Annotated in this window: 12 protein-coding genes; 8 read left to right on the top strand and 4 right to left on the bottom strand. The window is 73.6% G+C overall.

Annotation, left to right across the window (positions count from 1 at the left end; translation table 11 throughout):
- Both ABZ883_RS41445 and ABZ883_RS41440 read left to right on the top strand, forming a co-directional pair.
- A partial coding sequence (locus ABZ883_RS41445) for a DUF4162 domain-containing protein (RefSeq protein ID WP_360916945.1) occupies positions 1-325 on the top strand: 325 nt, incomplete at its 5' end.
- Positions 322-1104, top strand: a complete 783-nt coding sequence (locus ABZ883_RS41440; protein WP_360916942.1) for an ABC transporter permease — start codon at positions 322-324, stop codon at positions 1102-1104. The genes ABZ883_RS41445 and ABZ883_RS41440, both read left to right, overlap by 4 nt.
- A 293-nt stretch (positions 1105-1397) precedes the next feature.
- Here ABZ883_RS41440 and ABZ883_RS41435 read toward each other — a convergent pair whose 3' ends face one another.
- Positions 1398-2414: a hypothetical protein gene (locus ABZ883_RS41435; RefSeq protein WP_360916939.1), complete on the bottom strand. Its 1017-nt coding sequence runs from the start codon at positions 2412-2414 to the stop codon at positions 1398-1400.
- 164 nt (positions 2415-2578) lie between these two features.
- On the opposite strand from ABZ883_RS41435, the gene ABZ883_RS41430 reads away from it, so the two are divergent.
- Positions 2579-3154: a TetR family transcriptional regulator C-terminal domain-containing protein gene (locus tag ABZ883_RS41430; RefSeq protein ID WP_360916936.1), complete on the top strand. Its 576-nt coding sequence runs from the start codon at positions 2579-2581 to the stop codon at positions 3152-3154.
- Between the two features lie 49 nt (positions 3155-3203).
- On the opposite strand, the gene ABZ883_RS41425 is transcribed toward ABZ883_RS41430, so the two are convergent.
- On the bottom strand, positions 3204-4193 hold the full coding sequence (locus ABZ883_RS41425; protein WP_360916933.1) for an alpha/beta hydrolase: 990 nt from the start codon (positions 4191-4193) through the stop codon (positions 3204-3206).
- A gap of 416 nt (positions 4194-4609) precedes the next feature.
- On the opposite strand from ABZ883_RS41425, the gene ABZ883_RS41420 reads away from it, so the two are divergent.
- Genes ABZ883_RS41420 through ABZ883_RS41410 form a run of 3 tightly spaced genes read left to right on the top strand, consistent with a single transcriptional unit; the run spans position 4610 to position 7264 of the window.
- Entirely contained in the window at positions 4610-5569 is a 960-nt protein-coding gene (locus tag ABZ883_RS41420; RefSeq protein WP_360916930.1) for a glycosyltransferase family 2 protein, read from the top strand.
- Complete coding sequence (locus tag ABZ883_RS41415) at positions 5556-5999, top strand: GtrA family protein (protein WP_360916927.1); 444 nt, start codon at positions 5556-5558, stop codon at positions 5997-5999. The genes ABZ883_RS41420 and ABZ883_RS41415 overlap by 14 nt, the downstream gene beginning before the upstream one ends.
- On the top strand, positions 5996-7264 hold the full coding sequence (locus ABZ883_RS41410; RefSeq protein ID WP_360916924.1) for an NAD(P)/FAD-dependent oxidoreductase: 1269 nt from the start codon (positions 5996-5998) through the stop codon (positions 7262-7264). Before ABZ883_RS41415 ends, ABZ883_RS41410 begins: the two co-directional genes overlap by 4 nt.
- A gap of 81 nt (positions 7265-7345) precedes the next feature.
- Here the strand turns inward: ABZ883_RS41410 and ABZ883_RS41405 are convergent, their stop codons facing one another.
- Positions 7346-9091, bottom strand: coding sequence for a hypothetical protein (locus ABZ883_RS41405; RefSeq protein ID WP_360916921.1), 1746 nt, complete (start codon positions 9089-9091; stop codon positions 7346-7348).
- A gap of 249 nt (positions 9092-9340) precedes the next feature.
- On the opposite strand from ABZ883_RS41405, the gene ABZ883_RS41400 reads away from it, so the two are divergent.
- Positions 9341-11074: an RNA ligase family protein gene (locus ABZ883_RS41400; RefSeq protein ID WP_360916918.1), complete on the top strand. Its 1734-nt coding sequence runs from the start codon at positions 9341-9343 to the stop codon at positions 11072-11074.
- Position 11075: 1 nt separating this feature from the next.
- Positions 11076-13910, top strand: coding sequence for a poly(A) polymerase (locus ABZ883_RS41395; protein WP_360916915.1), 2835 nt, complete (start codon positions 11076-11078; stop codon positions 13908-13910).
- A 48-nt stretch (positions 13911-13958) separates the two neighbouring features.
- Here the strand turns inward: ABZ883_RS41395 and ABZ883_RS41390 are convergent, their stop codons facing one another.
- Positions 13959-15125: an alpha/beta hydrolase gene (locus tag ABZ883_RS41390; RefSeq protein WP_360916912.1), complete on the bottom strand. Its 1167-nt coding sequence runs from the start codon at positions 15123-15125 to the stop codon at positions 13959-13961.
- Between the last annotated feature and the right edge of the window lie 65 nt (positions 15126-15190).

The raw sequence follows: 15190 nt of genomic DNA, 5'->3' as shown, positions 1-15190 counted from the left end.
CCACAACGGCACCATCGCCGCAGAGGGCACCGCCGACGAACTCAAGCGCCTCATCCCCGGCGGACACGTCCGGCTCCGCTTCACCGACCCCGCCGGCTACTTCGGGGCCGCCTCCGCACTGGCCCGGGCCAGCCGGGACGACGAAGCCCTCACCCTCCAGATCCCCAGCGACGGCAGCCAGCGCGACCTGCGCACCCTCCTCGACGAACTCGACACCGCCGGCGTCGAAGCCGACGAACTCACCGTGCACACCCCCGACCTCGACGACGTCTTCTTCGCCCTCACCGACACCGACACCGCCCAGACCAAGGAGACCGTCCGATGAGCTCCCTGCCCCTCGCCGTCCGCGACTCCACCACGATGCTGCGCCGCAACCTCCTGCACGCCCGGCGCTACCCCTCCCTCACCCTGAACCTGCTGCTGACCCCGATCGTCCTGCTGCTGCTGTTCGTCTACATCTTCGGCGACGTGATGGGCGCCGGCATCGGCGACGGCGGTGCCGACCGCTCCGAGTACATCGCGTACCTCGTGCCGGGCATCTTGATGATGACCATCGGCGGCACCGTCGTCGGGACCGCGGTGTCGGTCTCCAACGACATGACCGAGGGCATCATCGCCCGCTTCCGCACCATGGCGATCCACCGCGGCTCCGTCCTCATCGGGCATGCCATCGGCAGCGTCCTGCAATGCATCGCCAGCGTGGTCCTCGTCGGCGCCGTCGCCGTCGCGATCGGCTTCCGCTCCGACGCCACGCCCCTGGAATGGCTCGCCGCCCTGGGGCTCATGGCGCTGGTCGCCCTGGCCCTCACCTGGATCGCCGTCGGCATGGGCATGATCAGCCCCAGCGCCGAGGCCGCCAGCAACAACGCGCTGCCCCTGATCGTCCTGCCGCTGATCTCCAGCGCCTTCGTCCCGATCGACGCGATGCCGGGCTGGTTCCAGCCGATCGCGCAGTACCAGCCGTTCACGCCGGCCATCGAGACGCTGCGCGGGCTGCTGCTCGGGACGGAGATCGGCAACAACGGGTGGCTGGCGGTCGGCTGGTGTGTGGCACTGGCCGCGCTGGGCTACGCGTGGTCGAAGTCGCTCTTCAACCGCTCGTAGCGATCCCCGTCCTCCCGCCCGTGTGCCCCAGGAAGTCAGGGCCCCCCGACGCAAGTTGTCGGGGGGCCGGGTGCGTGGCCTCCGCTGGGGCTGTCGTTCCGGACAGCACATTTAGGTGCCTCAGGTGCTTTCCGCTGCGCACTCCGGGTCACGCACCGGCCGTCAGCCGCCGCGCCGACCCCCACAACAGACAGAGCGCAGGGCCCGCACTTCCGCGCCGGGCTGGGGGCACCCCCGGCCGAAGGTTGGGGGAGGGCGGGAGGGCGGGAGGGCGGGGAAAACGCCGGGCAAGCTCAAGCGGCCCGCACAACTCCCCGCCCCGGCAGCTGCCGCACCGCCTCCCGCAACCGAGGCCGCAAGGCCACCAGCACTGCCGCGCCCCCCGCCCACAGCGCAAGCGTCGCCAGCGGCGTGAGCGCGTGGGCCCCGTCGAAGTACGTGAGGTCCGTGACCGCCCGGACGGCCGCGCCCGGGGGCAGGGCCGCCGAGAGGGCGCGGCCCACGCCGGGCAGCAGGTCGGGGCCGATCGTCGCGCCGCTGGTGGAGTTGCCGATCGTGAGCAGCAGGAGCGTCGCGACCGGCACGCCCAGCGGCCCGAGGTACGTGCCCAGCAGTTTCGTCGTGAACGCCGCGGCCGCGGACAGCAGGGCCAGGGTGAAGGCCAGCGGCAGGAACGGTGCGGGAACGGCGCCCAGGACGGGTCCGGCGATGAAGGCGGCGAGCACGCCCGAGACCGCGGAGAAGCCCGCGATGAGGGTCAGCCGGTGGCGCAGGTGCAGGAGCTGGCCGAGCCCCAGTGCGTTCTGGGCGAGGACGAAGCCCGCGAGCGACACGCCGAAGGAGACGTAGAAGCCCGCGAGGCCGCGGGCGTCGTACGGGTCGAGCGGGACGACGTCGCGGACGGTGACGTTCTTCCCGGCTCCGTGGCCGTAGGCGGTGACCAGGTTCTTGACCGCGGTGGTGGTCGACAGGCCGTTCGCGCCCGCGACGTCGAGCCGCAGCGTGTCGCCGTGGTCGGTGGCGCTGAGTGCCGCGACCACGTCGTGCCGCTCCAGCGCCAGGCGGGCGTCGGTGGTCGAGGCGGCGGGGCGGACGTCGACCGCGTCGCCGAGCGCCTGCTGCAGGCGGTCGCCCAGCAGGGGGCCGGAGACCGAGATCGGCAGCCGGTGCGGCTGGGGATCGCGCTGCACCCCGATGTAGCAGCTGATGAAGGCCGAGACGATGACGAGGCCGATCAGGGCGGGCTGCAGCCAGGCCCTGACCGGAACGGCGCTCCTGCGGTGCGCGGCCTCGTGAGGGGTGGGGTGCACGAAGGGTCTCCAGATGTCCGGGGCGGTGAGGTGGGGGGGCCCGGCGGCACTGCCGGTACTGGACGTGGCGGCCTAATGTGACCGGTCGTCTTGGACAGGATAAGCGACCCGCCCACCGTGGACATTCCCCGGACCAGTGTGAGACGACCGGTCATACTGTGGCCGTGACGACCAAAGAACGGATCGCCGAGGCCGGGCTCACGCTGTTCCACGAGCGCGGCTACAACGGCACCAGCGTGCAGGACATCGTGGCCGCGGCCGGCGTGCCCAAGGGGTCCTTCTACAACCACTTCAGCAGCAAGGAGACGCTCGGCCTCGACGCCGTCGAGCGGTTCTCCGGCTCCCTGGCCCTGGAGGCGCTGTCCGGTCCCGCGCCCTCGCCGATCGCCAGGATCGAGGCGAACCTGCGGCACCGCGTGGCGCTCGCGGGGCGCAACGATTACGCGCGCGGCTGCCTGCTGGCCAATCTGGCGGCCGAGATCCCGGCGCACAGCCCCGCCCTGAGCGAGGCGGTGCGGGAGCACCTCCAGCGCTGGCAGACGGCGCTCGCCGAGACCCTGAGGGAGGCGCAGGAGGCGGGGGAGGTCGCCCGGACGGTGTCGGCGGAAGCGCTGGCGGACTACCTGGTGAGCGGTTTCGAGGGGGCGATGTCCCGGGCCAGGCTCGTTCGCGACCGGCAGCCGCTCGACGGATTCCTCGACGTGACGTTCGCCACCGTGCTCGCCCGTCCCGCCGGCTGACCCCGCCCCGCCGGCTGATCCCGTCCCGCCGGCCGGGCCCGGCGCGCGGTCACCGGGGGCGGGTCTCGCGCCTGCGGGTGAGGGCGTACAGGGCGGTGCCGGTCGCCACCGAGATGCTCGCCGCCGCTGCCATCATCGCCACGGGCCGCGAGTTCGCGGACGGGGTGAGCCGGGGGCCGGCCGCGCGGGCCGCTTCCAGGATGAGGTCGGTCACGGCGCGGGGCGCCGTGACGTGGACGGCGTGCGGCGCGTCCACCTCGACGACATGGCTGCCGGCCCGGAGGGCCATGAAGCGCTCGTTGGCGGCGCCGATGGCCTGGTCGGCGGTGGCGACCAGGTACCAGGAGGGGATGGTCCGCCATGCCGCGGCGCGGGCGGCCTCGGTCACGATCCCCGTGGCGGCGGGGCGCTGGGCCGCCGCCAGCGAGGCCGCGGTGGCGGCCGGGACGCGGCCGCTCAGCATGATCTCGTTGTACCGCTCGGGCCTGATCCACAGTTCGAGCCCGCCGCCGTCGCCGCCGTCCTCCGGGACCGGGACCGTGCGCAGCGCGGCGGGCACCAGGGCCGAGGCGTCGGCCAGGTGGCTGCCCGGGTGCTTGGCGATGAGGCGGCGGGTGTTCTCCCCGGCCTCGGGCGCGAAGGCCGCTATGTAGACCAGCGACTTGACGTCGGGGTTGCCGGCCGCGGCGTTGGTGATCACCGCGCCGCCGTAGGAGTGGCCGACCAGCACGACGGGACCCTTGACCGTCTTGAGGACCGCCGTCAGGTAGGCGGAGTCGGCGTTCAGCCCGCGCAGCGGGTTCGAGGGCGCGAGGACCGTGTAGCCGTTCTTCTGCAGTCCGCGGATGACCGGGAGCCAGCCCGACGCGTCCGTCCAGGCCCCGTGCACCAGCACGATCGTGGGCCTGGTGCCGCGCCCGCCGCCGCTCCCGCCCGCGGGGGACGCCGCCACCGGGCAGGACACCGCCAGGGCGGCCACCGGCACGAGCAGCGCCAGGCAGCGTGCGCGGCGGGACATCGCGAGCGGATTCGCAGGCATCGGCACTCTCTTCGCCTCGGGGCAGGCAGGACGGTTGGTGACGAGTCTGCGCGGAGGGCGGTCATGGGGCGCGACCGGTGCGGCCGTCGGAGTGACCCGCGGAGCGCGGCCTCGGCTTCGAACGGTTCGGCGGCCGCCGGGTGTGCCGCCGGCACGTTCCCGGACGCGGAGGGTCCGGTCCGTCTGCCGTCGTGCGGAGGGCGTCCCTCCGTCACGCATGGCAAGGCCATGACCAGAGTGTCGTTCTGCGGTCGACTTCCGTAAGCTGTATGGGTATCAAATGTTCTTCATCAATTAATGTTTGGTCCATACGTTTGCCCGATGTACAGGAAACCTCATGAGCGTCCCACGCGCGCCGCGGAGGGCCGACGTTGAGCACGCGGACCGCTGAAACCGCAGATGCGGTCGCCTCGCGCGTGACGCGGGCACCGGGCGCCACGCCGCTCGTCTCGTACGTGCTGCCCGTCTACAACGAAGAAGAGGGCATCCGGAACTTCCACGAGGAACTCGTCGCCGTGCTCGACGAGCGCAGGGAGTTCCGTTACGAACTCGTCTACGTCAACGACGGTTCCTCGGACGGCTCCGCGGAGATCCTGCGCGACCTCGCCAAGAACGACCCGCGGGTGCGGGTGGTGGAGTTCGCCCGCAACTTCGGGCACCAGATCGCCGTCACCGCCGGGGTGGACGAGGCGGACGGCGACGCCGTCATCATCATGGACACCGATCTGCAGGATCCTCCGAGAGTCAGCCTCGAACTGGTCGACGCCTGGCGGGCCGGAGCGGAGATCGTCCACGCGCGGCGCCGTACCCGGCAGGACACCTTCTTCAAGCGCGTCACCGCGCACGCCTACTACCGCATTCTGCGCAGCTGCGCCGAGGTGGACATCCCGCTGGACACCGGCGACTTCCGGCTCCTCGACCGTCGCGCCGCGGACGAGCTGCGACGCTTTCGTGAGCGCAGCCGCTTCGTGCGCGGCATCGTCGCGTCGATGGGTTTCCGGCAGACCGAGGTCTTCTTCGACCGCGACGAGAGGTTCGCCGGCGAGACCAAGTACCCCCTGCGCAAGATGGCCCGCCTGGCCACGGACGGGGTGACGAGCTTCTCGACCGTGCCGCTGCGGCTGATCACCCGGCTCGGTTTCCTCGTGCTGGCGATGTCGTTCGTGGGCATCGTCTACGCCGTCGCCATGCGTGTCCTGCGGCCCGAGATCACGGTGTCCGGCTGGACGATGATCATGGTCGTCGTTCTCTTCCTCGGCGGCACGCAGATGCTCGCCATCGGAGTGCTCGGCAGTTACATAGGACGGATATACAGCGAGACACAGGGCCGCCCGCTGTACATCGTGCGCGAGGTCGTCCGTCATGACGGCGACTGATTCCGGCCGGGCGGCGGCGACCCCGGCCGTGCCGGCGGAGGGTCCCGCCGACCGCCGGGCGGACCTGCGCCAGCTGATCCGCTACGCCCTGGTCGGCGGCAGCGGCGTCGTGCTCGACCTGGTCACGTTCCTGCTGCTGTACAACGTCCTCGGTCTCAACGAGCAGGTGGCCAACGCCATCAGCACCAGCCTCGGCATCACGAACAACTTCGTCCTGAACGCGCTGTTCACCTTCGACAAGCGCGACCGGCTGCTGGTGCGCTTCCTGCGCTTCTACGCCGTCGGCCTGACCGGCATCGCCTTGACCTACGTGCTGTTCCGGATCTTCTCCGACGGGCTCGGAGCCGACCCGAACCTCGTCAAGGCCGGCTCGCTGCCGCTGGTGCTGGCCGTGCAGTTCGTGCTCAACAGAAAGTGGAGCTTCGCATGAATCTGGGCATCATCGGTGCCGGCGCCACCGGCCTGACCGCGGCCTACGACGCGGTCAAGGCGGGCCACCAGGTCACCGTCCTGGAGGCCGCGGACGAGCTGGGCGGACTGGCGGCGTCCATCGCGGTCGGCGGAACACCCCTGGAGCGCTACTACCACCACATCTTCCGCAGCGACCGGGAGATGATCGCCCTCATCGAGGAGCTCGGCCTCGGCGGTGATCTGCGCTTCCACAAACCCACGACCGGCGTCCTCCGCGACGGGCGGCTGCACCCCTTCAGCACCCCGCTGGAAATGCTCCGGTTCCCCGCTTTCTCGCTGCTGGACGGCGTGCGCTTCGGGGCCTCCTCCGCGGCGCTGAAGCTCGTGCGCGACGGTGAGCGGTTCAACGACCGCACCGCGCTGTCCTGGCTGCGCCGCTGGGCCGGCCGCGGCGCCACCGAGGCGGTCTGGGAGCCGCTGCTGCGAGGCAAGTTCGGTGACCGCGCCGACGAGGTCTCGATGGCGTGGCTGTGGGCTCGCGTGCACTGCCGGACCTTCGAACTGGGCTATGTGCACGGCGGGTTCGAGCGCGTCTACGCGGCGCTCCACGACGCGGTGAGCGCGCGCGGCGGGAAGGTCGAGTTCGGCAAGCGGGTGGAGGCCATCCGCCAGCCCGAGGGCGCGGAGCAGGTCACCGTGACCACGGGCGACGGCGCGCGGTACGCCTTCGACCAGTTGATCGTGACCACTCCGCAGCCGGTCTTCGCCAAAGCGGCGGAGGTCCCCGCGGACGCGGCGGTGTGGCGCAACCAGTACCTCGGCGCCACGTGCTTCGTCCTCGAGGTCGACCGCAGCGTCATCCCGTACTACTGGCTCAACATCAACGACCCGGACTTCCCGTTCCTGGCCGTCGTCGAGCACACGCAGATGGTGGACCGGGCCGAGTACGGCGGACGGCACGTGCTGTACGTCGGCAACTACGTGCCCCGCGACGACTGGCGGTTCACCACCGACCCGGCAGAACTGCTGGACCGCTTCATTCCGTATCTGCAGCGGCTCAACCCGGACTTCGACCGGTCCTGGATCCAGGAGTGGCACTTCTCCCGGGCGCCCTTCGCCCAGCCCGTCGTCACGCCCGAGTACCGGGCGGGCATCCCCGACCACCGCACGCACATGAGCCGGGTCACCCTGGCGACCATGGCGCAGATCTACCCGCACGACCGCGGCCAGAACTACGCCGTCGCCCTCGCCCGCAAGGTCACCCGCCTCATCGGCGCGAGCTGACCGCCGACACGACGTGAGGGGCCCCACCGGAGCGATTCCGGTGGGGCCCCTCACGTCTGCGCCCCGTTGACCTGCGGGCGCTCAGCGCCGGCGGCAGGCCACGGGCAGGCGCGGGTCGTCCCCGGACGGCGGGCAGTCGTACATCTTCTCCACCTGAGCGGCGACCGTGGGGTCCATGTGGTTCAGGATGAACCACGACCGCTGCAGGATCGCGTACGGCGCCGGGTCGTCGGTGAGGCACGCGGCGTTCTCGGTGAAGGAGCGCAACCGGTTCACGTCCGGCAGGTACCTCGTACGCTGCAGAACGGTCGCGATCGGGTAGCGGCACTGCACGGGACGCCCGGCGTAGTACGCGACGTCGCCGAAGGCCAGGTACAGCACGGGGGTACCCGGCGGGATCGTCCGGTCCAGTGCGGCCGCCCTCTTGGCGATCGCCCGACTCTGCTGTGCGACCTGGGCGTTGGTCGACTGCACCTTGCCCTGGTTCATCATCTCGGGCGACTGCGGCCAGACCGGCACCGCCAGGCAGGCCACCCCGGCGACCGCGGTCACGGCCACCGCCAGCGCGGCCGGCCTGCGGCGGCGCAGGATCGCCGGAGGCCCACTCGGCCTGTGTGCGCGCACGGTGCGCAGGTCGGCGAGACCGGCGAGGAACGCCAGGCCGACGGCGGCCCAGGCCACGCCCACGCCCTGCAACGCATGCGGGACGTGCCCGGTGAACGGGGCCCACAGCGCGTACAGCGCCGTCACCGCGCTGAAGAACAGCGGCGGTCGCTCGTGGGCGCTGTACCAGGAGGCCATGGCCAGGGCCCACAGCCCCGCCGCGGCCACCGGGAGCGTCGCACTGTGGTAGAAGAACCAGTTGCCCTGCACCGCCACCGCGGCGAGGCAGACCAGCAGGAACGCCGACGCCAGAAGGGCCAGTTCCAGCCGGCGCACGCGCCCGCTCACCCGCGACAGGTACAGCAGCAGCGCGGCGGGCACGAGAGCCACCAGCGGACTGAGGTACATGCGGTCGCCCAGATAGGACACCGACCTGTCGAGCAGGAACGACACCTGCAGGCCCTTGCGGGTCACCGCGCCCTGGTTGAGCCGGGGCATGTCCCGCGCCCACTGCCACTCGCGGGACCCCGACCACACCGAGATCCCGAACAGTGCCGCCGCGGCGACCCCTGTGGTGATGCCGAGCAGTACCGCGCGCAACCGGTCCGCCGCGAAAATCACGATCAGCGCCATCGCGGCTGTGGCCGCGGTGGAGTACTTCATCATGACCGCCAGGCCCAGCGGCAGCGCGGCGACCGCCGCGCCCACCCACCGGTGCCGGAAGGCGAAGACCGCGGCGATGGCGACGACGGCCAGCAGCGTCGCCGCCCATTCGGGTTCGAGGAAATCGACCCCGGGCGCGAACGCCAGCGACATCGCGACCACGGTCGCGGTGAGCGTCGCGTCACGCAGCGGCATCCTGAGCGCGAGCGCCGCGCGCAGCCACAGCCCCGCGGCGACGCACAGCAGCACCGCGGCCACGCGGATGATCGCCTCGCGGGTGCCGGTCGTACCCCACGTCAGCGAATCCAGCGCGGCCATGAACCAGCGGAAGAAGAAGGGGCGGTGGGTGAATGTCTCCGAGGGCGAGAAGCCCGCGGCCCTCGCCGTGCGCAGGCACCCCAGAACGTATTTGCTGTCGCCGTTCAGCCCCGCCGTGGCGGCCGAGAAGCAGAGCAGGGCGCACGCCGCGACGGCGCCTCCCCACAGTGCGGGCCGCAGGCCGCGACGTCGCGTCGGAAGCGGCAACAACCTGTTCAAGGTGAGGTAGCCCGAGTCGTTCACTCGGCAGAACTTACCAGTCACTCAACATGATGATATTGACAGGGTATTGCGTCACCGGGATGCCCTCAGCAGTTGTCCGGGAATTCATATCCGCAGGTGGCGGGGGACTGCTGGAGTCGTTCCGCCGGCCGTTGCCCCGACCCTCGCGGCCCGCTGTGGGCCGCGTCCGGCATCAAATGGATGGAACGACCGTCCGCGACGCTCCTACAGTGGCCGCGCACCAATGGAGCACGGGGGAGCACCGCAACCATGCGTACGCACTATCCGCGCACCCCTCATCTGCCCTGGTCGCCGGGGGCCGCGTCGGACGACGTGCGGGCCCGGGACCTGGACGGACTGCGGGGGCGCGAGGTCGTCGTCACCGAGAAACTGGACGGCGAGAACACCACTCTCTACACCGACGGCCTGCACGCCCGGTCGCCGGACTCGGCCCACCACCCCTCGCGCGCCTGGGTGAAGGCGCTCCAGGGGCGCATCGGGCCCGCGATCCCGCCCGGCCGGCGGGTGTGCGGGGAGAACCTGTTCGCCCGGCACTCGCTCGCCTACGACGCACTGGACAGCTGGTTCTACGGCTTCTCCGTCTGGGACGGCGACCGGTGCCTGGACTGGGACGCCACGACGGGCTTCCTGCGCCGCCTCGGCGTGCCGGTGCCGCCGGTGCTGTGGCGGGGCACGTTCGACGAACGGGCGCTGCGGGCCCTGCGCGTGGACACCGCCCGCCAGGAGGGCTGGGTCGTCCGCACCACCGAGGGCTTCGCCCGCGAGGAGTTCGGGCGGCGCGTCGCGAAATGGGTGCGCCCGGACCATGTGCGGACCAGCACCCACTGGATGCACGCCGCCGTCGTGGAGAACGGGCTCGGCCCGGCCGCGGCGCTGTGGGCGGTCCGCTCCGGCGCGGCCCCCGACGCGGCCGCGCTGGTGGCGGCGCTCGGCCTGCCCGCGCAGGACACACGGGACGCGGACGCCGCCGCGGACGCGGCCGCCCGGCTGGACGTTCTGGGACGGACCGGGGACACCCGGCTCGCGGGCGTGCTCGCCGCCCTGCTGCACGGCGCACACCGCGCCCCGCTCGCCGCCCGGCTCGCCGGGCCGCTGGGCATGGCCACCGCCCGGCGGGTCGCCGACCTGGCCGGTCTGCACGCCGGCCTCCACCTGCCGTACCCGGACCGGGACCGCCGCGCCGGGCTCGGCCGACTCTCACTCGCCGCCGACCTGGGCGTCCTGCACGCCGTCGCGGCCGCGGTCGCGCCCGACGACGCGGCCCGCGAGCAGGCCGAATGGTCGGCACTCCACGCCGACGAGGCGGGGCTGCTCGCCGAGGAGCCGTTCGCCCCGCTGCGCGACGGGCTGCGCGACGCCCTCGGCGGACTCGGCCGTGCCGCCGCGGACCGCTGCTGGACCGAGGCCCGGGCCGCGTACGCCGCGGGGCGCCTCGGCAGCGCCGAGGAGGCCGTCGCGGCGACCTGGCGGTACCGCTCGGGCGACTTCCCCCGCCTGATCCATCTCGTGGGCCCGGCGGGCAGCGGCAAGAGCACCTTCGCCGCCGGCCTGGACGGCGTCGGCACCCGGGTCTGCCTGGACGACCTGCGGGCCGCCCGCGGGTCCCGGGCCGACCAGCGGGCCAACCAGGAGGTACTGCGGGACGGCCTGCGACGGCTGGACAGCGCCCTCACCGCACGTGCGACGGTGGTGTGGGACGCCACGTCGCTCACCTCGCACCAGCGGTCCCTGGTGCACGCGGTGGCCCGCCGCCGCGACGCCCTCGTCACCCATGTGGTGCCGCTGGTCGGGGAGGACGAACTGGCGCGCCGCAACGCGGTCCGCGACCACCCGGTCCCGGGCGCCGTGCTCGCCGCGCAGACGCGCCGCTTCGACCCGCCGTACCCGGGCCACGCGCACCGCACCTGGTACCTGGGCGCGGGCGGCACGGTCGAGGACACCGACGGCACGCTCGGCGCCGCGACCCACGGACAGGAGGCATGAGGTGCGCACCAGCGAGGAGATCTACCACCGGGTCCGCTGGGACGCCCGGTTCGACCCGGCCCGCTTCGTCCTGGGGGTCCTCCAGCGCGGCGCGCCGCCCAAGCGCGTCCCGCTGCCGGCCTTCGTGCCTGGCGGGGAGATCCCCTGGCACCGCGTGCTGTTCGTCGAGGCCGACGGCGAACTCGTGTGGGACCGCGCCACCGGCGTCGACCGCATCGACGCCACCGACGCGGGCCGGGTGCGCGAACCCCGGCTGCTGCGCGCCCCGTTCTTCACCGCCCGCACCCCGCACGCCTGGGATCCGGCGGCCGACGGCTGGCGCCCCGGCGGTACGGCTCCGGCCGCGGCACCCGGCGGCGGAGAGGTGCGGGTCCTGACCTGGAACACCCTGTGGGACCGGTACGACGGGCACCTCATCGCCACCGCCCACCGCCGCCCCCTGCTGCTGCGCGCGCTGGAGCGGTCGGACGCCGATGTCATCGCGCTCCAGGAGACCGAACCGCGCCTGCTCGCGATGATCGCCGCCGAGCCCTGGGTCCGCGAGCGGTACGTCCTCGGCACCCCGCCGGACGGCACCGGGACGCACGAGGTGGCCCAGCACGGGCTGCTGCTGCTCAGCCGGCTGCCCGTGCGCGAGTCCGCGGTGCACACCCTCGGTCCGCACAAGGCCGTCGCCGCGATCACCGTGGAGACCGCCCAGGGCCCGCTCGTCGTCGTCGCCACCCATCTGAGCAGCGACCACTCCGAGGACGGCGCCGCCCGGCGCGAGGCCGAACTGGCCCGGCTGGCCGAGGGACTGGCCGGTGTCGACGCCCCCGGACTGGTCGTCCTCGGCGACTTCAACGACGGCGGCGACGCACCCGGACGCGCGCTCGGCCTCCGCGACGCCTGGACCGACGTCCACGGCCCGGCCGACACGACCCCCACCTTCGACCCCGCCGTGAACCCGCTCGCCGCCGTGTCCTCCCTCACCGGCCGCGCCTCCCGCCTGGACCGCGTCCTCCTGCGCGACGCCGCGGGACTGCGCGCCACCGCCGCCCGGCTGCACGGCGAAACCCCCTCGGCGGACGGGCTGTTCGCCTCCGACCACTACGGCGTGGAGGCCGTGCTCACCCCGTCGGACACCATGGGCACACGGACCCTGGACGAGGCGCCCACCGCCCGCACCGCGGTCGCCTGGCTCCCGCCGGACGAACTGCGCCCCGCGCTCGACGACGTCCGCCGGGACCACGACCCGCAGATCCACCGCTGGCCCCCGCACGTCAACCTGCTCTTCGGCTTCGTTCCCGAGCACGCCTTCGAGCGGGCCGCGCCCCTGCTGGCCGAAGCGGCGGCCGCCGCACCCGGGTTCACCGCGCGGCTGGACGGCATCCACACCTTCGGCCACCGCGAGGACGCCACCGTCTGGCTCGACCCCGCCGCTGCGGGAGCCGCCCCCTGGGCCGCCCTCCACCACGCCCTCGCCGAACGGTTCCCGCGCTGCCGGGGCCGCGCCGGGGGATACACCCCGCACCTCACCCTGGGCCGCACCCCCGACCCGCTGCCCGTCGCGGCCGCGACGGCGGCCCGCCTCGCCCCGATGACCGCCCGCGTCGGGAGGTTCGTCCTGCTGTCACGGCGCGGCGACGAGCCGATGCGGCCCCGCGCCGAGGTCACCCTCGGCACGGGCACACTGCGCTGGCTGGACGACGCACCCCCGCCGGACGGCGGCCCCGCACCCGCCGCCGGGGACACCGAAGCGGCCCGTGTACTGCGGCAGTTGACGCAGGCCCTCCGGCCCGGAGCGGTGCACCTGGCCGGGTCCCGCCGCATGGGATGCCATCTGCCGGGCGCCGACCTCGACGTGGTGGCCGCCCTGCCGGGCACGCTCGGGACGGACGGCATGGCGGACGTGGCGGCGCGTGTCGCGGCCGCCGTGCCCGGCGCCGCACGGCTGCGCGAGGTCACCGGCGCCCGGGTGCCGGGGCTGCGCTTCACCGTGGGCGCCCTCGACGTCGACGTGGTGGTCGTGGCCACCGGGCCGCTCGCCCCCGGCGAGGCGGTGGAGCGGCGCCTGGACCTGGGCGAGGCCGCCGCCGTCGCGCTGAGCGCCGTCAGCGACGCGGACGCCGTCCTCGCCCTGGCCGGCGGCGCCCACGACCGGTTCGCCGCACTGGCCCGCCAGGTGAAGGCGTGGGCCCGGGCGCGCGGACTGGACTCGGCGCCGTTCGGCGGACTGCCCGGGCTGGCCTGGGCGCTGCTGGCCGCCCGGACGGTGGGCGAACACCCGGACACGGACGCGTCCGGTCTGGCGCGCGAGTTCTTCGCGACCTGGGCCGCGTGGGACTGGCACAACCCGATCGGCGCCGCCGGTGCCACCGCCCCCGCCGTGTCCGTCGCGACCCCCAGCGCCCCCATCCGCTGGTGCACCGAGCAGACCGGCCCAGGCTTCCGCGACCTGCTGACCCAGGAGCTCTACCGCGCCTGGGAGTTGCTGGACGCAGGCGCCGACGCGGCGGCGCTCCTCGCGCCCCCGCCCCTGCACCGGCGGCACGCCGCCTGGGCCGTCGCCACGGTGCGTCCCGCCCCGGGCGAGGACCTCGACCGGTCCGTGGGCCGGTTCCGCGGCCGCGTGCGCGCCCTGCTGACCGCGCTGGAGGCGGCGGGAGCCGTCGACGTCCACGCGTGGCCGCGGCCCTTCGCGGCCGGTGCCCACGAGGCACGGTGGGCCATCGGGCTCGGCGGCACCCCGTCCGACGCCGGCGCCCTCGACCGTGCCGCCGCGCGCTGGCTGCGCGCCGTGCCCGGTGTGACGCTCGCCCGTGTCGACGGCGGGGCCGTTCCCACACTGCGCTGAGGCGAGGGGGCGGCCGAAGCGCGGCCGCCCCCTCGCCCGGTGCGGGGGCTACTTGCCGGCGCCGCCCCCGCCCGGGCCGTGCAGGGCGTCGCGAAGCACCGCGCTCGCCTCCGCGACGGCCGCCTTGTTGGACTCGGTGTCCTTCAGCGCGTTGAGCATCATGAAGTCGTGGGTGATCTTCTCGTAGTGCGAGAGGGTCACCGGGACCCCGGCGCCGCGCAGCTTCCGCGCGTACGCGGTGGCCTCGGAGAACAGCACGTCGGAGTCGGTGATCACCAACGCCGGGGGCAGGCCGCGCAGTTGGCCGGTGGTGGCGCGCAGCGGCGCCGCGAGCGGGTTGGACCGGTCCTTCAGGTGCGGGGCGTACGCGTCCCAGAACCACTGCATGGCGGGCCGGGTGAGCCAGCAGTTCTCCGCGAACCGGTGGTACGACGGCGTGTCGAAGTCGGCGTCGGCCACCGGGTAGAGCATGACCTGCTGGCGGAAGTGCGGGCCGCCGCGCTGCTTCGCCATCATCGTGACGGCGGCGGTCATGTCACCGCCCACCGAGTCGCCGGCGACGGCCAGGCGCGAGGTGTCCACGCCGATTCCGGCGCCGTTGGCCGCGACCCACTTGGCCACCGCGTACGCCTGCTCGATGGGCACGGGGAACTGGGCCTCGGGCGACGGCGTGTAGTCGACGAACACCACGGCCGCCTTGGCCCCGTTCGCGAGTTCGCGGATCAGGCGCTCGTGGGTCTTGAAGTTGCCCAGCACCCAGCCGCCGCCGTGGATGTAGACGATGCCGGGCAGCGCGCCCTTCGCCCCCTCGGGCCGTACGACGTGCACGGAGACCGGCCCGGTCGGACCGCCGGGCACGTCCCGCTGCTCGACGGTGGCGGGCAGCATGTCCACCGGCCCGGCCTGGAGCTTGTTCAGCACCTCGCGGGCGTCGCTGTACGACATCTTGTACAGCGGCGTCCCGCCGGCCGCGGCGAGCCCGTTGAGGAAGTCCTGGGCGATCGTCTCGAGCTTCACCGGCGGATCGCCGCAGGGCACGTACTTCGCCGGCGCCCCGTCGGCCACGGCCACCCTCGTCGCCGCCGCGCCGTGGACGTCGGCGGAGCGGCCGGCCCGGCCCGCGCAGCCGGCGCTGAGCGCGGTGGCCACCACGAGCGCGGCGGCCAGGGCCCAGCGGCTGTGACGCGCCGAGGACGGGTCTCGAGGACAGGTCATGTCGGTCTCCCGGGTGTGGTCGCGTCCCCCAGGACAGCCTGCGGAGGCCCGCCGCGCCGGACAAC

It is taken from the genome of Streptomyces sp. NPDC046977 (genome assembly GCF_040644455.1).
Lineage (GTDB): Bacteria > Actinomycetota > Actinomycetes > Streptomycetales > Streptomycetaceae > Actinacidiphila.
The sequence above is the reverse complement of the archived record's forward strand: the minus strand, read 5'-3'. Positions and strand labels throughout refer to the sequence as shown.